Consider the following 18,844-nt stretch of genomic DNA (forward strand, 5'->3'; position numbering starts at 1 on the left):
AGGTGTAGCACCTGTCCAACCCGTGGATCGTGCCAAAGGGGCGTGCGTCGTTCGGTTAGCAAATGCCCTGGTCACGCTTGATCCAGGAAGTAGGCCCTCAGCCACCGGCTGAGGGCCTACTTCCCGGGCCCGCCTCAGGCCTCGAAGACCTCGACCAGCACCGCCCCGGGCTGCGGCAGGTCCAGCTCGATCACCGCGGCCCCGGCCTCGGCGACCGGCTGCACCTTCTCCACCGGGAGCTGGTCAGCGGCGTGCAGCGCGGCCCACTGCTCGTCGGTCGGCCAGTCGGCGACGCCCAACCGGTCCGCGAGGGTGGTGATGTCGCCGTGCTCCCGGTCGAGCCGGGAGACCACGGCGGGCCGGCCGGCAGCGTGGTCGATGACCAGCCGGATCCGCCGGGCCAGGGCCGGATCACCATCCCGCTTGTCCTGGTCGAGGGTGGCCACCCAGACCAGGATCGCCAGGCTGCCGTCAGCGCGCCGGCTGGCCCAGGTCTGCACCAGGCCGTCGGCGCCGTCGCCGGCGGCCCGCACCGGCAGTTCGGTCTCGCCGAGCTGGGCGAGCATGTGCAGGGCGTGGTAGCGCGGCTTGGCGATGCCGCCGACGGTGAGCAGGCCGAACCCGCCGTGCAGCAGCCTCGGCGGCCGGCCGAGTTCCTCGAAGTGGTCGCTGGCTACCCAGTAGGACAGTGCGTCGACCCGGCCGGCGGCCGACCGCATGCCGGTGAGCAGGAAGGTGGCGGCTGCGGTGCCGTCGTTGATCGGGTGGAAGTGGGTGGGGGTGACGCCCCACTCGGTCCACAGGATCCGCGCGTCGGGGAAGCCGAGCCGGGCCAGGGTGGGCCGCAGGTCCAGCGGCGGGCTGCCGTACGTGTGGGTGGAGACGAAGTCCACCGGCGCCCCGGACCGGGCGGCGTGCTCCAGCAACGCGTCCACCCAACCGGCGGCGGCCGACGAGGGGCCGCCCACCGGGATCCGCGGGTCGACGTCCTTGACCGCGCGGGCGGTCACGTCGTACAGCCGCATCCATTCTTCGCGGCTGCCGGACCAGAAGACCTCCAGGTTGGCCTCGTTCCACACCTCGAAGTCCCAACCGAGCACCTGCTCGCCGTACCGGTTCAGCAGGTGGGCCACCAGCGCCCGGACCAGCCCGGACCACCGGTCCCAGTCGCGCGGCGGGGAGATGATGCCGCGGTAGGTGAAGACGGTGCGGTCCGGGTCGCTGGCCAGGTCGCGGGGCATGAACCCGATCTCCACCACCGGCGTCATGCCGATGCCCAGCAGCAGGTCGTAGACCTGGTCCACCCGGCTGAAGTCGTACACCGGCTCGCCGTCGACCTCGCGATAGACGCCGAGGTCGTCGTGCAGGATCGAGTGCGCCCGCACGGTGGTCACACCGATCTCGTCGCGTACCCGGCGGAGCGCGGCCAGCAGTTCGGCGCCGATCTCCCGGCCGCCGGAGCGGTCCCGGCAGAGCAGTTGGGACAGCCGCTCGCTGCCGATCATCGGCTGCCAGGGCCGGTGCAGGGTGGTGCCCGCGGCGTCCGCGTCGAGGTGCAGCGTGACGGTGGGCGGCTCACCGCCGGCCGGCAGGGCGGCCGCCGGGACCGGGCCGCTCAGCGCGCCGGTCACGGTCACCTCGGGTACGGCGGCCACCGCATACGCGTACCGCTCGCCCGGGATACCGGTGGTGTCGACGTACCAGGTGTCGGGCACGGAGAGCACGTCTCCGCCGAGGTGGTCCACCGGGGTGAACGGCCCGGACACCCGGTCGCCGTCCAGCGGTGCACGGTGCACCAGGTAGCCGACCGCGCCGTCGACGGGCTGCCAGGAGAGGCGGACGTGTCCGTGGCCCGGGGTGGCGGTGAGCCCGGCAGGCGGGGGCAGGTCGGGTAGCGCGGCCGTGCCGCCTTCGTCGCTGCGGCGCGCTATGCGGGCTTCCCAATCGGTCCGGGCGTCGGACGGCCGGGTTCCGCTGGCGTTCGTCACCGGGTGCCTCCTGGCGGTCGTGGTTGATCCGGTTTCGAGGACTGTAACCGGTTACCGTTGTCCGCGCGATCCCGCCGACGTACGGATGTGGTCCCCTCGCAGGCTGCGGCGGCGGCCGCTGCTCACCCCACGAGGGCTTCCTCCCCGCCAGCTCCTTGATGGCCTGGACAACCGACGGCGGCGCTGACCCGCAGGGGACAGCGCCGCCGTCGGGTCAGACCGGCTCGCCCTTCAGCAACCGCGCGACGTGGTCGATCAGCGCCGCCCGGAAGCCGTCGTGCTCGGCAAGGTCCGCGCCGAAGATCTCCGGTACACCCAGCAGCGAGTCGACGAGACGGTGCGGGTCACCGTCGGCCGGCGCCGCCGCGGCACGCAGCCGGTCAGCCAGGGGATCGTCCAGCGGCAGCTCTCGCCCCCGCATGTCGCGGCCCCGCGCGACGTACACCATCCAGGCCGCGACCGCGAGCGTCGCGTGCCGTGGCACCTCCCCGGCGGACAGGCGGTCCCGAACCGTGCCGAGCAGCCGCACCGGCAGTTTCTGCGACCCGTCCATCGCGACCTGCACCGTGCGGTGCCGCAGCGCCGGGTTGGCGAAGCGGGTCAGCACCTGACGGCGGTAGTCGTCGAGATCAAGCCCGTCCGGCACCCGCAGGGTGGGCGCCACGTCCTGCACCATCAGCGCTTCGGCAGCCGCCACGAGCCGGTCGTCGGACAGCGCGCCCGCGATCGTGTCGTGTCCCGACAGGGCGCCCAGGTAGGCGAGCAGCGAGTGGCTCGCGTTGAGCATGCGCAGCTTCACTGCCTCCCACCCGGCGACGTCCCTGGTCAGGACCGCGCCGGCGCGTTCCCAGGCGGGTCGGTCGGCGGCGAAGTCGTCCTCGATGACCCACTGGCTGAACGGTTCGGCGACCACCACGCCCCGGTCCTCGAGGCCGAGCATCCGGCGGACGTCCGCGCGGTCCTGCTCCGTGGTGGCCGGCACGATCCGGTCGACCATGCAGGACGGGAACCGTACCGACGTCGCGATCCAGTCGGCGAGCCCCGCCGCCTGCGACGGCGGCAGCCCGTCCACGAAATCGTCCACCAGTGCGCGCAGCACCTGCCCGTTTCCGGTCAGGTTGTCGCAGGACAGGATGGTGATCGGTGCACCGCTTCGCGACCAGCGGTGCTGCAGCCCGCGCACCAGCTGGCCGACGGCCGTTGCGGGCGGCTGGCCGGCGAGATCGGCCGCGACCTGCGGATCGGCGCGGTCCAGGCCGCCGGCACCGTCGCGCCGGTATCCCTTCTCGGTCACGGTCAGCGTGACCACGCGGACGGCCGGGTCGGCGATCCGGTCGACCACCGCCGCCGGGTCGGCGCCGCCGAAGACGACCTCCCGCACGCTGCCGATGACGCGCAGCGATGCCGCGTCGGCGGCCCGTTCGAGCACCGAGTAGAGGCCGTCCTGCGGCGTCAGTTGCTCCCGCACGGACGCCGACCGCTGGGTGACGCCGGTGATGCCCCAGTCGTCGCGGCCCGTCGCCGCGGCGGCCAGTTCGGTGAAGACGGCCTGGTGGGCCCGGTGGAACGCGCCGATCCCCAGGTGCACGATCCCGACGCGCAGCGCGCGCGGATCGACCTGCGGGCCGCGCCAGCCCTGGCCTGGCCCGGTGATCCGCTCCAGCGTGTCGAGGCGCAGCCGCTGCCCGGTTCCCGTCCCGTCGGTCACAGCACCGCTCCCAGCTGCCACGGCACGATCTCCTCGCCGCCCAGGCCCAGCTCCTCGCTGGCCGTGCGCCGGCCCGACGCCACGTCGAGCAGCAGGTCGTACACCCGGCGGCCCATCTCCGGCAGCGGTACGCCCTGCTCGACCACCGCCGAGCAGTCCAGGTCGATGTCGCCGGCCATCCGGGTGGCCAGCTCAGCGTTGGTGGCCAGCTTGACCGTCGGCACGGGGCGGCTGCCGAAGACGGAACCGCGGCCGGTGGTGAAGCAGATCAGATTCGCCCCGCCGGCGACCATGCCGGTCACCGAGACCGGGTCGTAGCCGGGGGTGTCCATGAACACCAGGCCCGGCCGGGGAATCTGCTCGCCGTACTCCCGGACGGCCGCCAGCGGGCTGTGGCCTGCCTTGGCGACCGCGCCCAGCGACTTCTCGAGGATGGTGGTGATGCCACCGGCCTTGTTACCCGGTGAGGGATTCGCGTCCAGCGTCGTGCCCTGCTGCCGGGTGTACTCCTCCCACCAGCGGATGCGCGCCATCAGCGCGTCGGCCACCGCCGGGTCGGTGGCCCGGGCGGCCAGCAGATGCTCCGCGCCGTACACCTCCGGCGTCTCACCCAGGACGCTGGTCGCGCCGGCGGCGACCAGCAGGTCCGAGGCGACGCCCAGGGCCGGGTTCGCGGTCAGGCCGGACCAGCCGTCGGACCCCCCGCACTGCAGGCCGAGGACGAGCTCCGCCACGTCGACCTGGGTGCGGGCCGCGCCGGCCAGGTCGTCGATCATGCCCCGGACCAGTTCCACGCCGCGTCGCACCGCCGACGACGTGCCGCCCAGATCCTGGATGGTGTACGACGACACCGGTACGTGGTCGGGCACGCCGAGGTCCGCCATCAGGCCGGTCACCGTGTTGACCTCGCAGCCGAGCCCGACGACGACCAGCCCACTGATGTTCGGGTTGCGTGCGTAGCCGGCCAGGGTGCGGCGCAGCAGTTCCCAGCCGTCACCCTGCGCGGCCATGCCGCACCCGGTGCCGTGGGTCAGGGCGACCACCCCGTCGACTCCGTCGACCTCCTCGGCCAGGTCCTCGGTGAGCCGGGCGACCTTGCGCGCCACGGTCGCCGAACAGTTGACGGTGGTCAGGACCCCGACGTAGTTGCGGGTGGCCACCCGGCCGTCCGGCCGGCGGTAGCCGTGGAATGTCCGCCGCAGGTCGGCGGGCAGCGGCGGGGCCGGCGCCGGTTGTCCCTGCGCCGTCCGGGCGGCGGTGTCCTGCGGCATGCCGAGGTTGTGCCCGTGCACGTGCTCCCCGGCACGGACCTCGGCGAGGGTACGCCCGATCACCTGGCCGTACTTGCGCACCAGCGCCCCGACGGGCAGGTCCCGCAGGGCGACCTTGTGCCCGGCGGGCAGGTCACCGTGCAGCGTCACCTCACCCGCCCCGCGGACCGCGACGGACGTCCCGTCCGGCATCGCGGTGGTCGCCACCGCGACGTCGTCGCCCTCGTGCAACACCACCAGGCTCATCCCGGCACCTCCACTTCGGTTTGCGCGACCAGTCGGCGGGTCTCGTCGAGCGCCGGCAGGTATCCCGTGCCGCCGTGGCCGCGCAGCGACAGCGCCGCCGCGGCCGCGCCCAGCCGTATCGCCTCGGGCAGGGTGTCGCCGAGGGCGAGCCGGGCGGCGACGGTGCCGGCCAGCACGTCCCCGGCGCCGGTCTGGTCGACGATCCGTTCGGCGGGATACGCGGGCACCTCGGTCTGCTGCCGGCCGTCGTCCAGCAGCACGCCGTCGGTGCCCCGGGTGAGGGCGACCGCTGCCGCCCCGAGCGCGCGGAACGCGGCGCACGCCGCCGCGGGGTCCGTTACCGCGGCGCCGAGCAGCGCCGCGGCCTCGCGGGGCCACGCCGGTGTGACCAGCCGGGCGTGCGGGGCCAGTGCCCGCAGGTGGCCGGCGGCGGTGTCCGCATCGACGAGTCGTGGCCGCCAGTTCGGGTCGTAGACGAAGCAGTTCGCCGCGCGTGCGGCCACCTGCACCGCCTCGAACGTCGTGGTCGAGATCGCGCAGGCGACGCCGCTGGAGAGCACCACGCCCGCGCGTTCGGCGAGGTCGGGCGGCACGTCGGCGGGGGACAGGCAGGAGCCGGCGCTGCCGCGTCGGACGTAGACGAACTCCCGTTGCCCGGACGGGTCGGCGTGCTGCAGGTAGAGGCCGTGCTGCCCGGGGGTGCGGATCAGGCACGACGGGTCGATGCCGAGCGCGCCCACCCGGGCCACCAACTCGTCGCCGAGTTCGTCGTCGGGCACCCGGGCGAGCAGGCAGGTGTGCGCGCCGGCCGCGGCGGCCGCGGCGGCGGCGTTCAGCGCGTCTCCGGAGAATCCCAAACGCAGCGCCGCGCCGTCGCGCAGCGGTTCCAGCGCGGTCAGTTCGACGAGGATCTCGCCGAGGACGAGGACGTCCGGGGCGGTCCTCACCATGGGTGCACCGTGCCGTCCTCGAGCCGGTTCACCGGCAGGTACGCGATCACCCGAGCGTCGGCGATCTTCATCGGGTCTCCTCTGTCGGGTCCTCGAACGCTGCCAGCAGCGACCGCAGCCGGTCCGCCGCGCCCGGGCGCAGCAGGTCGCTGCCGACGCCCACCGCACACGCGCCCGCCCGTAGCCACTCCGGCACCGCCCCGAGCGCGACCCCACCGGTCGGTACGAGGTCCGCGTCCGGAAGCAGTTGCCGCAGGCTGGCCAGGAAGACCGGGCCACCCACATGGGCCGGGAACACCTTCACCGGCCCCCGCGCGGCGGCGGCCGCCACCTCACCGGGAGTGAAGGCGCCCTCCAGGAACGGCAGCCCGGCGCTCGCCGCGACCGCCCGCACGTCGGGCGCCGGCCACGGGCTGACCAGGAACTGTGCGCCCGCCTCCACCGCCTGCGCCGCCAGCGCCCCACTGGTGACGGTGCCGAGGCCGACCAGCGTGCCGTCGGGCGCCCCGCGGCGCGCGTCGCGCACCGCGCTGGCCCAGTCCGGTGTCGTCGCGGTCAACTCGACCACGCGCAGGCCGTGACCGAACATGGCGGCGGTGGCGGCCGTGGCCTCGGCCGCCGTCGGCAGCCGCAGCACCGGCAGGACCCGCTGCCCGCGCAGCAGCGTGATCAGGTCGCTCACGAGTCCGGCTCCTCCTTGACCCGGGCGACCAGCTGCGTCGGGTTGACGTAGCGCAGGCTGACCACGAGCAGCACCAACATCATGGACGTGTAGATCACGGCCATGGCGTCCACCGACTGCTGCGCCCGGATACCCGCCGCGGACATGGAGTAGTACAGGGCGACCACCAGCGTCTGCGAGTCCGGGCCGGCGGTGAGGAACGTCAGCTCGAACATCCCGACGGTGCGCACCAGGACGAGGATGGCCGAGGCGAGCATCCCGGGCAGCAGCAGCGGCGACAGCACCCGGAGGAACACCGACCACAGCCCGGCGCCGCACATCCGGGCGGCACTTTCGATCCGCGGGTCGATCTGCTCGATGAACGGCGTCATTGTGAGGATCACGAACGGCACCGACGGCACGAGGTTCGCCAGCACGACGCCGGAGAGGTGACCGGCCAGGCCGAACTTGTAGAGCACCGTCGCCAGTGGAATGCCGTAGGTGATCGGCGGCATCAGGATCGGCAGCAGGAAGACCAGCAACGCCAGCCGTTTGCCGGGGAAGTTGCGCCGGGCCAGCACGTACGCTGCCGGCACCCCGACCACCAGCGACAGCGCCACGACCAGCAGGGAGACCTGCAGGGTGACCACGATGACGTCGAAGAGCGCGAACTCGTGCCACGCCTCCCCGTACCACTTGGCGGTGTAGCCGTCGGGGAGCCAGGTGTCGAACCAGCGCTGGCCGAAGGAGCTGACCAGGACCGATCCGACGACACCGAGCAGGTTGAGGAAGAAGAAAACCACCACGCCCCAGACCAGCCAGGCGGCGGGGCGCGCGACGATCCGCCGTCGCGGTCGAGGGTCGCCGGCGGCGATGGCGTCGCCGCGGCGGATGCCGGTGACGGTGCTCATCAGCCCTTTCCTCCCGTCGATCCGGTGTAGAGGCGGGTGCGGGCCAGCAGCACCACCGAGATGACGACCAGCTCGATCAGGCCCATGATCATGGCGATCGCGGACGCGTACGGGTAGTCGTACTGCTCGTAGGCCGCCTGGTACGCGGCGATGGAGATGACCCGGGTTTCGCCGGCCGGGTTGCCGACCAGCACGGCGGACGGGAACACGCTGAAGGCCAGCACGAACGTCAGACAGAACGTGGTGGCGAGCCCCGGCGCCAGCAGCGGCAGGGTGACCATGCGGAACCGCTGCCACCAACCCGCGCCGAGCGTGGCCGCCGCGCGTTCCAGCGTCGGGTCGATGCCGGTGAGGTAGGAGAGCACGAGCAGGAAGGCGAACGGGAACCCGGTGATGACCAGGGAGAAGAAGACGCCCCAGTAGTTGTGCACCAGCCGTACCGGCTCATCGGTGAGGTGCAGCGCGAGCAGCACGCGGTTGAACCAGCCGGTGGGACCGAGGAAGTTGAGCAGGCCCTGGGCGGTCAGCACGGTCCCGAGCGTGATGGGTACGACCAGCAGGATGGTGACCAACCGCTTGCCCCGGAACCGCCCCCGCATCCGGTAGGCGATGGGCACCGAGGCGAGCACGTTCAGCAGGGCCGCCGGCAGGGCGAGGCGCAGCGTGATCCACATGGTGTCCCGCTGGTAGGCGTCGCCGAAAAACCGCGCGTAGTCGCTGAACGGGCCACCCTCGGTGGGTTGGAAGGACAGGCCGAGCCCGTAGAAGAACGGGTACAGGAACAGCAGGACGACGAAGAGCACTGCCGGCGCGAGCAGCCACAACTGCGCATCGACGCCCCGTTCGGCCAGGCGGTGCCGCCAGTGTGCCCGAGGAGACTGGGGCGCACCGGCGGGCGGCGCGGGGCGGGTTGCCGTGGCACTCATCCGACGAGCCTCGATTCCTCGACCACCGCGTCCGCCGGATCGATGGGGGCGGATGGGGCCTGCTCGGATGAGTCGGTTGGGAAGACCAGCAGCCGGTGCGGTGTCACGCGCAACGAGACCGCGTCGCCGGGGGCGAGGCGCTGCTCGGTGCGGACGTGGACCTGCAGGCCGGAGGCGGTGCGGGCTTCGGCCGCGAGTTCCCGGCCCTGGTACTCGACCACCTCGATCTCGGCGGGCACGCCGTCCGGCGCGCCCGGCTCGGCGACCCGGACGTCCTCCGGGCGGACCCCAGCGATCACCGCGTCACCCGGCGAGATGTCACCGACCGGGTCGCCGACCAGCCGCAGGCCGTCGGCCTCCACCGTGACCAGGCCGTCCCGTACGGACTGGGCCCGCATCGGCCACAGGTTGCGGTAGCCCATGAAGTCCGCGACGTGCCAGTTGCCCGGTCGGGTGTGCAGCTGCTCGGGCGACCCGATCTGCTGCACCCGGCCGCCCCGGAGCACGACCAGGCGGTCGGCCAGTGACAGCGCCTCCTCCTGGTCGTGCGTCACGTAGACGGTGGTCAGTCCCAGCGACAGGTGCAGTCGGCGGATCTCGGTACGCATCTCCAGGCGCAGCTTCGCGTCCAGGTTGCTCAGCGGCTCGTCCATGAGCACCAGCGACGGTTCGAGCACGACGGCGCGGGCGATCGCCACCCGCTGCTGCTGTCCGCCGGACAGTTGCCCGGGCAGCTTGTCGGCGTGCTCCTCCAGACGGACGAGGCGGATCGCCTCCGCCGTACGTCGCCGGATTTCGTCCTTCGGCAGCCGCCGCATCCGCAGACCGAAGGCGATGTTGCCGCGGACGGACATGTGCGGGAACAGCGCGTAGCTCTGGAACACCATCCCGAACCCGCGGCGTTCCGGCGGCAGGGTGTCGACCCGGCGCTCGTCCTGCCAGATGCTGCCCGCGGTCAACGGCAGCAACCCGGCGAGACAGTTCAGCGCGGTGGACTTGCCGCAGCCGGAGGGGCCGAGCAGGGCGATGAACTCGCCCGCCCGGATGGTCAGGTCGAGGTCGCTGAGCGCGTCCTGGCTTCCGAAGCGGCGGGACACACCGTCCAGCCGCAGCTCGGAGAAGCCTGAGGTCGCGGTGCTCATCCCTGCTTCACCTTTCCGCTGCCGATCTCGCGGTCCCAGCGGTCGAACGCCGCGACGAGCGCCTTCGCGTCCAGCGGAACCTCGGTCGGGTTGTTGGCGATGAGCTGCTCGTACTCCGGGCGGCCGAACTCCTTGATGGCGTCCTGGCTCTTCTGCGGCGCCATCGACAGGTCGACGCCCTTCACGGCCGGCCCGGGGTAGAAGTAGCCCTGGTCGAACGCCTTGGCCTGCTGCTCGGGGGTGAGCATGAACTTCAGCAGGGCCAGTACGGCGGCCTGGGTGTCGGTGGAGACACCCTTGGGGACGACGGCGTAGTGGGCGTCGGTCACCCAGTGGAAGCCCTGCAGCGAGCTGACCTTCGCCTCCTTGGGCACCGTGCCGAGCACCCGCGGGTTGATGTCCCACCCGGTGGTCGAGGCGATCACCTCGACGGACCCGTTGGCGAGGTTCTTCATCGTCTCGGTCGTGCCGCTGGGGTAGTACTCGACGTACTGGTTGAGCTCCTTGAGGTAGGCCCAGGTCTTGTCCCACCCGTTCACCGGGTCCTTGGGGTCCTTGTCGCCGAGGATGTAGGGCAGTCCCATCAGGAAGGTCCGGGCCGGGCCGGAGTTGGCCGGGCGGGCGTACTGGACCTTGCCCGGGTGCGCCTTCGCGAACGCGAGAAGCTGCTCGGCGCTGGTCGGCGGGTTGGACACCTTCGCCGGCAGGTATTCCAGCAGGGGACCGGACGGGTAGTAGGTGACCGTCACGCCCGCGTTGCCGGCCAACTTCTGCATCGCGGCGGCCGGTTCCTGGTAGTCCTTCATCCCCGGCAGCCGGTCCGCGTAGGTGGGCAGCAGGTCCGTCCACAGATTCTGGTCGATGCCGGCGGCGAGGCCGTCGACGCCGGTCAGGACCAGGCCGATGTCGACGCGGTTGGCGTTCTGCTGCGCCTTGATCTTGCCGGCCAGCTCCGGGGCGGGCGACTTGGAGTAGGTGACCCGCGAGATGATGTCGGGGTTCTTCTGCACGAACTCGTCGATCATCCCCTGCGTCAGCTGCAGGTTGCCCGCCACGTCCAGGACGTTGAGCGTGACGGCCTTCTTCGGCTTGTCGGGCACGGGTCCGCTGCTGTCGCCGCTGTCCGAGCCGGGGCTGCTCGGCGCCCCGCAGCCGACGGCGAACGTGAGTACGGATGATGCGGTGGCAATCAAGGCACTGCGCCGGGTGATACCCATGGAACATCCCTTCCTCGGTCACCCCGAAGGTCGCGGCCGTGGGCCGGCGGTGGGGGAGGTGGTGGTCAGGTGGTTCGCGCAACTCCGGTGGAGCCGCGCACGAGAAGTTGAGCGGGCAGTTCCCGACGCGTGTTGCGCACGCTGTCGGGCTGCAACAGCAGGGCGAGCAACAGGTCGACTGCGGCTCGGCCCGCTTGTTCCTTGACGAGCGAGACGGTGGTGAGGGCCGGCGAGGACATCGCCGACATCTGGATGTTGTCGATGCCGATCACGCTGATGTCGTGCGGCACGTCGACGCCACGGTCCCGCAGCCGGCTGAGCAGACCGAGTGCCATGACGTCGTTGTAGGCGATGACCGACGTGACGCCGGAGGCGATGACGAGGTCGGCCGCCGCGACCCCGCCCTCGAAGTAGGGCGGGAAGTGACCGGCCACGTACAGTTCCATGCCGGCGGCTCCGGTCGCGGCGCGCATGGCGCGCATCCGGTCCCGGGTGGACCACGAGGTCCGCGGCCCGCCGACCCAGGCGACCCGCTGGTGACCGAGCGCCTGGAGATGGGCGATCGCCTGCCGCACGCCCTCCGCGTTGTCGAAGACGACGGACGGAAGGTTGCCGAAGCGGCGGTTGACCATGACGAGTGTCGTGTGCTCGGTCAGCTCGCGGATCTCCTCCTCCGGGGCCCGGGGGGAGCAGAGGATGAGGCCGTCCACCTGCTTGGCGAGGACCCGCACGAGTCCGATCTCGGCGGCCGGGTCCTCGTCGGTGTCGGCGAGGAAGACGGCGTAGTCCGCTTCCCGCGCCTTGGCCTGCACCCCCTTGACCACGCTGGGGAAGAAGGGGTTGGTCAGGTCCGGGACGATCAGTCCCAGGTTGCCGGTGCGGCCGGTGATCAGACCACGGGCAGCGCGGTTGGGCGCGTAGCCCAGTCGTTCGGCTGCTCGTAGGACCCGCTCCCGGGTGGCGTCGTTGACCATCTCGGGCGTCGACAACGCCCGCGACACCGTCGACGCCGAGACACCCGCCTCGCGGGCCACCTCGCGGATCGTCGCTCGCACGGCTCACCTCCCTGCTCCGTGGCGTGCCTCGCAGTCTGAAACCGATTGCAGTTCTGTGTCAATACTCGGTTACGTGAATGTTTCCGGGAGACGGACGCAGCTTCCCCTTGTAGGCGGGCGAGGTCGATGCAATCCTTTGCAGGAGTTGTTCAGCCCTAGCCGGCAAGGAGATTTGCGTGGCCCAGCTGCGTCTGCACCCCGACCGAGCCCTGCCAGCCGGAGACGACATCCGCACCGTCGCCCGCCGGATCTACCAGGCGACGCAGGCGCTGCCGCTGCTGTGCATGCACGGACACGTCGACGCCGCCGTCTTCGCCGACGACAACCGGTTCGCCGACCCGGCGCAGCTGCTGGTGGTGCCGGACCACTACGTGACCCGGATGCTCGTGTCCCAGGGCGTTCCGCTGGAGAGCCTCGGCGTCCCCAGGGCCGACGGGGGTGCGGTCGAGACCGACCCTCGACAGATCTGGCGGCGCTTCTGCGCCCACTGGCACCTCTTCCGCGGCACGCCCAGCCGCTACTGGCTCGAACACGAGATCGTCGAGATCCTCAAGATCGACGTAGCTCCCGGCCCGGACACCGCCGACCTGCTGTACGACCTGATCGAGGCCCGCCTGGCCGAACCCGGTTTCCGGCCGCAGGCGCTGCTCGACACCTTCAACATCGAGCTGATCTCCACTACCGATCCGGCCACCTCGACGCTCGAGGACCACGCCCGGCTCGCGGCGGCGGGCCTCGGCGCCCGGGTGATACCGACGTTCCGTCCGGACGCCCTGACCCACGTCGGCTCCACCGGCTGGGCCCGGCGGCTCCAGCAGCTGCAGGAGCTCTCCGGAGTGGACACCGGCGACTACGACGGCTTCCTCGCCGCACTGCGCAACCGCCGCGAAGCCTTCGCGCAGGCCGGAGCGCGGGCCACCGACCACGGTCACCTCACCGCCGCCGCCGAGCCCCTGCCGCAGGCGGAGGCGAGGCGGATCTACGCCGAGGCGCGCGACGGCGGCGTGCGCGACGACGACGCGGCCGCCTTCGCCGGTCACATGCTGTTCGAGATGGCGCGAATGTCGTGCGACGACGGCCTGGTCATGCAGATTCACCCCGGGGTGCTTCGCGACCACGACACCGCCATCCACACCGCCTTCGGCGCAGACAAGGGATTCGACATCCCGGTCAGCGCCGAGTTCACCCGCGCGCTGCGGCCGGTACTCAACGCGTTCGGGCGCGACCCGAACTTCCGGCTCATCCTGTTCACCGTCGACGAAACCGTCTACTCCCGCGAACTCGCCCCGATCGCCGGCGTCTACCCCTCCGTGCGGCTCGGGGCGCCATGGTGGTTCCTGGACAGCCCCGACGGGATGCGCCGCTTCCGTGAGCTGGTGACCGAGACCGCGGGCTTCTACAACACCTCCGGCTTCGTCGACGACACCCGCGCGTTCCTCTCGATCCCCGCCCGCCACGACCTCGCCCGCCGCATCGACGCCGGCTACCTGGCCCGGCTCGTGCTGGAGCACCGGCTGTCGGAGGACGAGGCCGTGGAGACCGCGATCGACCTGGCATACCGGCTGCCGCAGCAGGCGTACGCCCCCGCCGCCGGCTGAGCCCCGGGGAATAGCCACCCGCGCCCTGACAGCCACTCAACGACGCGCGGCCCGGCTCATGCGAATCCCGTGAGCCGGGCGGTGCGCGGCACCGCGAGCGAAGGGGCGGCGGCAGACTGGGCGTCCTACCCGCCCGTGACCCGATGCAGACCCTGTACGCCAACCTGATGGGATCGGTCGTGGTCGTCTGGGCCCTCCTGCGCATCGTCCAGGCGCAGCCCGTACACGGACTGCTCGACGGCGTCGCGCGCACCCTGTTCGCGACGTGGCAGACGTACGCGCTGGCTCACGGTGCCACCCGGCTGCTGTGGCTGTTCCTCGTCGTCGAGGTGGCATTCGGCCCCGTTCAACTCCTGCCCTGGTGGCGGAATGGACGCACCAACCGCCGGAACGAGGTCACGACCAGCCGCTGGCCGCTGATGACGTGACTGGGCGGCCACCGCCTCCCGGATGCGTGGCGGGCAGGGTCGGACTGGAGATGCGCAGCGCCGCCGACGGCGGGCCACCTACGCCAGGTAGGCCGACGCCGGCGCCCCGCAGTCCCAGACATCAAATAGAGTGTGGCTAATGGAACAAACCGTCGCAGGTGCGGCCAGGCGTGCGCCAGAACGCGGCCGCCACCGGGCTCACAGTTCAGCCCCGTCCGGCCGGCACCGCAGGCGTTTGCCCACCTACTTTTGGCTGGTGTTGATCGGCGTCCTCGGCGGCGGCCTGCTCTTCACCTTCCTGCCCGGCTCGTCCGGCACCGACCCGAGCCAGCAGGCCATCGCCCCGGGCCCGGCGATCGGCCTGCCGCAGGAGACCTTCCCGATCGAACTGACCGAACAGCGACCGACTCCGACGGCAGCGCCTCCAACGGACGAACCCGAGGCGTCGGCATCACCGTCTCCGACGCCCACACCGACCCTCTCCCCGACACCTACCCCCACTCCCACCGCATCGTCGCCGCCCAGCCGGTCGCCGACCCCTGGAGCCACCGCCCGGCCGGAGCTGCTCGGCCCTGCCAACGACGGCGAACTGGCGAACATGGTGCAACGCTATTGCGACCGGCACGTCTCCGGGTCCGGCTCAGCCAGCGCACGGTCGGACGGCCGGTGGGAATGCCGCCGGTTTCTGGCGTCACCGCGGATCGTCAACATGGACACCGCCTGCCGCGACCGGTACGGAGCCGACGCGTACGCGCAGAACTCGACCAGCGACGCGTATGGCTGGCGCTGCTACCGCATCCAGTCCGGGTGACCCCAGCACTGCCCAGGTTCGATGGTCACTCGATGAAGGCGACCTTGGCCAGTTGGACCTGCCGGTGCGCCGCCAACCGGTCGGCCTGCTCTGCTATCGCCGCCCGGGTGCGGGCCGGCACGCTCGACCATAGTTGCACCTGCACGGTCAGCTTCTTTCCGGACTGGCGGGGGCGCCAGTTGCCGGCGATCTCGCCGTTCGCAACCACCGCACCAGGCCGGCCGAGCACCGGCCAGAGGGCCTTGGCCTGGGCCGGGGCTTCGACCAGCAGCGGACGGTCCTTTGCCTGCAGGAACAGGTCGAACGGCCCGAGCAGCCGGACGAGCCGTGGTCGCGGCGCATCGAACCGGTCGGCGTCGCTGGAGAGCACCCACCGGGTCTCGCCGGCGACGGACACCTCGACGCTGTCGGACGGCCAGTGGGCCTTGACGTCCTTGACCGGTGCGTCAAGGTAGTCGGCGACGTGCTTCGGGGTGGCCGGGCCGAGCAGCCGCAGGTAGGCGCGGATCAGGTCAAACCTCGGTGGAACGTCATGCGCCGGCCGGTGGCCGGGGATGGGTTGCAGCACCGGCGGAGAGGTGCCGGCCCGCAGTTCCAGACCGGCGCGCAGCGCCGCGAGCCGGAACGGCATCTCGTAGAGGTGCGTGGCGTTGCACGGCCGGCAGAACCGCAGGTAGGGGGAATCCATCTGACCGGCCACCACGGCGGAAACCTCGCCCTTGACCAGCGGCGTGGTCACCACTGACCGCATGACGGCCGCGATGGCGTCCAACGCGGCGAGGTTGCCGATGCCAGCCGCCTTCAACGGCTTGGCCGCGTCATAGATGCGCTTGCCGGCGTCCGCATCGGAGAACGGTTCGACGGCGGCGGCGACCTGCGGCACGTCCTCGCGACGGTACAGGTGTGGGGCGCCGCGCACAGTCCAGAGCGTGGCCAGGTCGCGCTCGCGGAGCGCCGAGCCGTCAAGGCCGCGGTTGCGCAGGGCCCACAATCCGCCATCTGGCCCGGTGTCCTGCACACCGATGTCGAGCACGGCGGTGTCGGCCAACGCGCCGGCTGGGCGGTCCAACTGCTGGGCACACACCCGAAACCCAAGCACTTGGAGGCGATCGATCGAAGCCACCACGGGCGCCAGCCTACGACCCGCCACCGACATGGTGGGCGGAATGACGGGCGGCGCGAGACAGGCGGGATCAGGGACGGTGGTGACCGCCCAACGGCCTGCGCTCAGAGGGCGAATCCTTGGACGGGGTGTCGGGAGCCGTCGGGGAGGAGGATGTGTGCGGAGTTGGCGGCCCAGCCGATGGCGGCCGTCCACGCCCGTCGTGCCGGTCCGTGACCGCGGAGGTTGACCTGGGAGCCGGTGCCGAACACGACCGATCTCTGGAATGGGCGGTGGTCTACTTGCTCTCGCTGTCGTACTTCGACCTGCCAGCCGGTGCAGTCGGCGTCGCTGTCATCGATGATCAGGTGACGCACGCCGTCGGCGTCGCTGGCGAAGTGGTATGTCGGCAGTGGGCGTGCGGGCCAGTCCACCCGGCGAGTCTGGCGCACCTGCTGTGGTGGGGCAGCTGCGGGGTCCGTTGTCGCATGCGACCACTGCCGCGCGATGTGCCGGCCGCTGGCCGGTGTGATCCGCCGACACGAATGATGTGAATGCCGGTGCCCCAGGTCGCCGTCACACCCGGAGCACCGGCACTGATCGCAGGCGGAGGGTCACCCTGCCTGGCGTACGCGGTAGGCGAGGTGGGTGACGCCGTTGCCCTCGACGACACTCGTCGGCCCGCCCAGCTGGACCGGAGTGATCTTCAGACCGGCGAAGAAGGGGATGCCGTCGCCGAGCAGGACCGGTACGAGGTCGACATGGACCTCGTCGAGCAGGCCGGCCTCGAGGACCTGCGCCGCGATCGTGCCGCCGTTGACGCCGACCTGCTTGTCGCCGGCGATGGCCTTGGCGGTGTCGATCGCGTGCTCGATGCCGTCGGTGACGAACACGAACGAGTCGTTCTCGCGCTCCCAGCCGTCGGGGACGGTGTGGGTGACGACGACCACGGGTACGTCCATGGGGTGTCGGCCGCCCCAGCCGTGGGTCATGTCGAACAGCCGTCGGCCGACCACCAGCGCTCCCGTCCGTTCGGTCAGGTCGCGCAGGTGCTTGGCGCTCGCCGCGGAGGTGCGCAGCGTCATGCCGGGTGTGGCCGTCGGCGTCTCGACGTCGCCGTTGTTGTACCACTGGAAGAGGTACTCGAACCCGCCGTGCGACGCGTCGGCGATGTAGCCGTCCAACGACATGGTCGCCCCGGTCGTAACCTTCGTCATCGATCCGCTCCTTGGTCCTCGCCAGCCTGCCCGTAACCGGGCCTGTCTTTCACCCAGGGGTCGATCCTGGCGACGCCAGTTCGACATCCCCCCAAAGAAAATTTCGCGCCGTACGGCTCGAAGAGGAGACCCGCCCAGCGTGGGCTCAGGGCATCGGCGGTTGTTAAAGTCGACGCCTCGATCGGCGGGAGGGCTGCGGCACGGCATGCGGGTGACGATGACGAGCGCCGCGGCAGGGACCGGCCGAGCAAACGAGGACTTCGTCGGCGCCGTACCGACGGCGGCGGTGCTGATCGACGGAGCCGGCGGCATCTCCGGCAGCGAATCGGTCTGCCGGCACGGCGTGGCCTGGTACGCCAGCCGCCTGGGCAGCAGGCTCCTCAGCGTCTTGTCACTCGTGTCGGACCGCAGCCTTTCGGCGCTGCTCGCCGAGGCCATCGAGCAGGTGACGGATGATCACCGGCACACCTGCGACGTCGCCGATCCCATCAGTCCGTCGGCGACCGTAGCCATCCTGCGCCGGTCCGAGGGCTTGATCGAGCACCTGGTGCTCGGTGACTCGGTCCTCGTGCTCGACCGTGCAGACGATGCGCCGCTCGTCGTCTCCGATCCCCGGGAGGTGGTCATCAGCCGGTCGTACCAGTCCGCACTCGCGGCCGTCGCCGAGGGTAGCGAGGAGTACCACCGGCTCCTCCGAGACCTGCGCGCCAACCGGAACCGGCCGGGCGGCTTCTGGGTGGCCAAGGACGACCCGCGGGCGGCGGACGAGGCGATCACCGGAAGTTGTCCGGTCTCCGAGCTGGCCGGTGCCGTCCTGCTCAGCAATGGAGCCAGCCGCGTCGTGGACCGGTTCCGGCTCACCGACTGGCCAGGGGTCATGGCCGTCCTGGCATCGAGCGGACCCGCCGAGATCATCCATCGCGTCCGGCAGGCGGAGGTGCGCCACGCGGTGGTGGCGGACGACGCGACGATCGCACACTGCACCGACCTCGGCGAGGCCTGACCGTCGCCAGGCCCGCCCGGTCGCCTGGCCTGGCAGGACCACAGTGGCAGGTGTCGCTGTCGCCACCAGCGGGCCGTCTCGCCGGCGAGGCGGAGCTGCGGGGTGGTTAAGCTGTACGGATGCGCAGGGCGGTCTGCTGGAGCGACCTCGATGGCTGACGCCGACGATGTCCGTCAGCTGGCGCTGGCGCTGCCGCACGTGGTCGAGATCGACAGTGAAGGCTTCGACTTCCGGGTCGCCGGCAAGGGATTCGTCTGGTCCTACCCAGAGCGCAGACCTGGTGCGTCGCGCCTCATCCGGACCGACATCGCGGTGCTGTACGTCGGCGACGAGGCGGAGAAGCAGGCGTTGCTCCTCGGCGAGCCCGGGGCTTTCTTCACCACGCCCGCATATGACGGGATGCCCCTGGTCATGTTGCGGCTGACGCAGGTGAGCGTCGATCGCCTGAAGGAACTCGTCACCGACGCGTGGCGCATGCGTGCCCCGGACTCGCTCGTCGGTGACCTCGACGGCACCGGCTCGTGAGCCCAGATCTGAGCAGAGCTGATCAGTAGGCCGATGTAGCGCTCCTCCCTGCCACGGGTGTACGCGATGCTTTCGAGGCGCAACC

General features: G+C 71.4%; 18 protein-coding genes. 5 read left to right on the forward strand and 13 right to left on the reverse strand.

What is annotated here, in order from left to right:
• Positions 1 to 134: 134 nt before the first annotated feature.
• The 10 genes from ACGF4F_RS02955 to ACGF4F_RS03000 form a co-directional block, all read right to left on the reverse strand.
• A complete protein-coding gene (locus ACGF4F_RS02955) occupies positions 135 to 1,988 on the reverse strand; it encodes a xylan 1,4-beta-xylosidase (protein WP_393074286.1) in 1,854 nt (617 codons plus the stop codon).
• Positions 1,989 to 2,202: 214 nt separating this feature from the next.
• Complete coding sequence (locus ACGF4F_RS02960) at positions 2,203 to 3,696, reverse strand: mannitol dehydrogenase family protein (RefSeq protein WP_393074289.1); 1,494 nt, start codon at positions 3,694 to 3,696, stop codon at positions 2,203 to 2,205.
• Positions 3,693 to 5,213, reverse strand: a complete 1,521-nt coding sequence (locus ACGF4F_RS02965; RefSeq protein ID WP_357443006.1) for an altronate dehydratase family protein — start codon at positions 5,211 to 5,213, stop codon at positions 3,693 to 3,695. Before ACGF4F_RS02965 ends, ACGF4F_RS02960 begins: the two co-directional genes overlap by 4 nt.
• Positions 5,210 to 6,163: a sugar kinase gene (locus ACGF4F_RS02970; RefSeq protein ID WP_357443009.1), complete on the reverse strand. Its 954-nt coding sequence runs from the start codon at positions 6,161 to 6,163 to the stop codon at positions 5,210 to 5,212. Before ACGF4F_RS02970 ends, ACGF4F_RS02965 begins: the two co-directional genes overlap by 4 nt.
• A gap of 67 nt (positions 6,164 to 6,230) precedes the next feature.
• Entirely contained in the window at positions 6,231 to 6,845 is a 615-nt protein-coding gene (locus ACGF4F_RS02975; RefSeq protein WP_357443012.1) for an aldolase, read from the reverse strand.
• Positions 6,842 to 7,735, reverse strand: a complete 894-nt coding sequence (locus tag ACGF4F_RS02980) for an ABC transporter permease subunit (RefSeq protein ID WP_357443014.1) — start codon at positions 7,733 to 7,735, stop codon at positions 6,842 to 6,844. Before ACGF4F_RS02980 ends, ACGF4F_RS02975 begins: the two co-directional genes overlap by 4 nt.
• Positions 7,735 to 8,661, reverse strand: a complete 927-nt coding sequence (locus ACGF4F_RS02985) for a sugar ABC transporter permease (RefSeq protein ID WP_357443016.1) — start codon at positions 8,659 to 8,661, stop codon at positions 7,735 to 7,737. Before ACGF4F_RS02985 ends, ACGF4F_RS02980 begins: the two co-directional genes overlap by 1 nt.
• A complete protein-coding gene (locus tag ACGF4F_RS02990) occupies positions 8,658 to 9,803 on the reverse strand; it encodes an ABC transporter ATP-binding protein (protein WP_393074296.1) in 1,146 nt (381 codons plus the stop codon). The genes ACGF4F_RS02985 and ACGF4F_RS02990 overlap by 4 nt, the downstream gene beginning before the upstream one ends.
• Positions 9,800 to 11,020: an ABC transporter substrate-binding protein gene (locus ACGF4F_RS02995; protein ID WP_393074299.1), complete on the reverse strand. Its 1,221-nt coding sequence runs from the start codon at positions 11,018 to 11,020 to the stop codon at positions 9,800 to 9,802. Before ACGF4F_RS02995 ends, ACGF4F_RS02990 begins: the two co-directional genes overlap by 4 nt.
• A 65-nt stretch (positions 11,021 to 11,085) precedes the next feature.
• Positions 11,086 to 12,075, reverse strand: a complete 990-nt coding sequence (locus ACGF4F_RS03000) for a LacI family DNA-binding transcriptional regulator (RefSeq protein WP_357443024.1) — start codon at positions 12,073 to 12,075, stop codon at positions 11,086 to 11,088.
• A 176-nt stretch (positions 12,076 to 12,251) separates the two neighbouring features.
• Between ACGF4F_RS03000 and uxaC the strand changes: the two genes are divergently transcribed.
• The 3 genes from uxaC (at position 12,252) to ACGF4F_RS03015 (ending at position 14,912) form a co-directional block, all read left to right on the forward strand.
• Positions 12,252 to 13,673 carry a glucuronate isomerase gene (uxaC, locus tag ACGF4F_RS03005; protein ID WP_393074302.1) on the forward strand — a complete coding sequence of 474 codons (1,422 nt, stop codon included), beginning with the start codon at positions 12,252 to 12,254 and terminating at the stop codon, positions 13,671 to 13,673.
• A 143-nt stretch (positions 13,674 to 13,816) separates the two neighbouring features.
• A complete protein-coding gene (locus ACGF4F_RS03010; protein WP_357443030.1) occupies positions 13,817 to 14,101 on the forward strand; it encodes a hypothetical protein in 285 nt (94 codons plus the stop codon).
• A gap of 256 nt (positions 14,102 to 14,357) precedes the next feature.
• Entirely contained in the window at positions 14,358 to 14,912 is a 555-nt protein-coding gene (locus tag ACGF4F_RS03015; protein ID WP_357443033.1) for a hypothetical protein, read from the forward strand.
• A 25-nt stretch (positions 14,913 to 14,937) separates the two neighbouring features.
• On the opposite strand, the gene ACGF4F_RS03020 is transcribed toward ACGF4F_RS03015, so the two are convergent.
• The 3 genes from ACGF4F_RS03020 to ACGF4F_RS03030 all read right to left on the reverse strand — a co-directional run bounded on the left by ACGF4F_RS03020 (position 14,938) and on the right by ACGF4F_RS03030 (position 17,231).
• Positions 14,938 to 15,981, reverse strand: a complete 1,044-nt coding sequence (locus ACGF4F_RS03020) for a winged helix DNA-binding domain-containing protein (RefSeq protein ID WP_393074307.1) — start codon at positions 15,979 to 15,981, stop codon at positions 14,938 to 14,940.
• 158 nt (positions 15,982 to 16,139) lie between these two features.
• Positions 16,140 to 16,448, reverse strand: coding sequence for a hypothetical protein (locus ACGF4F_RS03025; RefSeq protein ID WP_357443038.1), 309 nt, complete (start codon positions 16,446 to 16,448; stop codon positions 16,140 to 16,142).
• Between the two features lie 180 nt (positions 16,449 to 16,628).
• Positions 16,629 to 17,231 (reverse strand): dihydrofolate reductase family protein, encoded by a 603-nt coding sequence (locus ACGF4F_RS03030; RefSeq protein WP_393074310.1) that lies wholly within the window; start codon positions 17,229 to 17,231, stop codon positions 16,629 to 16,631.
• Between the two features lie 139 nt (positions 17,232 to 17,370).
• On the opposite strand from ACGF4F_RS03030, the gene ACGF4F_RS03035 reads away from it, so the two are divergent.
• Positions 17,371 to 18,234: a protein phosphatase 2C domain-containing protein gene (locus tag ACGF4F_RS03035; RefSeq protein ID WP_393074313.1), complete on the forward strand. Its 864-nt coding sequence runs from the start codon at positions 17,371 to 17,373 to the stop codon at positions 18,232 to 18,234.
• 150 nt (positions 18,235 to 18,384) lie between these two features.
• Complete coding sequence (locus ACGF4F_RS03040; RefSeq protein ID WP_357435990.1) at positions 18,385 to 18,759, forward strand: MmcQ/YjbR family DNA-binding protein; 375 nt, start codon at positions 18,385 to 18,387, stop codon at positions 18,757 to 18,759.
• The last annotated feature ends 85 nt before the right edge of the window (positions 18,760 to 18,844 follow it).

Source organism: Micromonospora sp. NPDC047740 (assembly GCF_043204735.1).
GTDB lineage: Bacteria > Actinomycetota > Actinomycetes > Mycobacteriales > Micromonosporaceae > Micromonospora.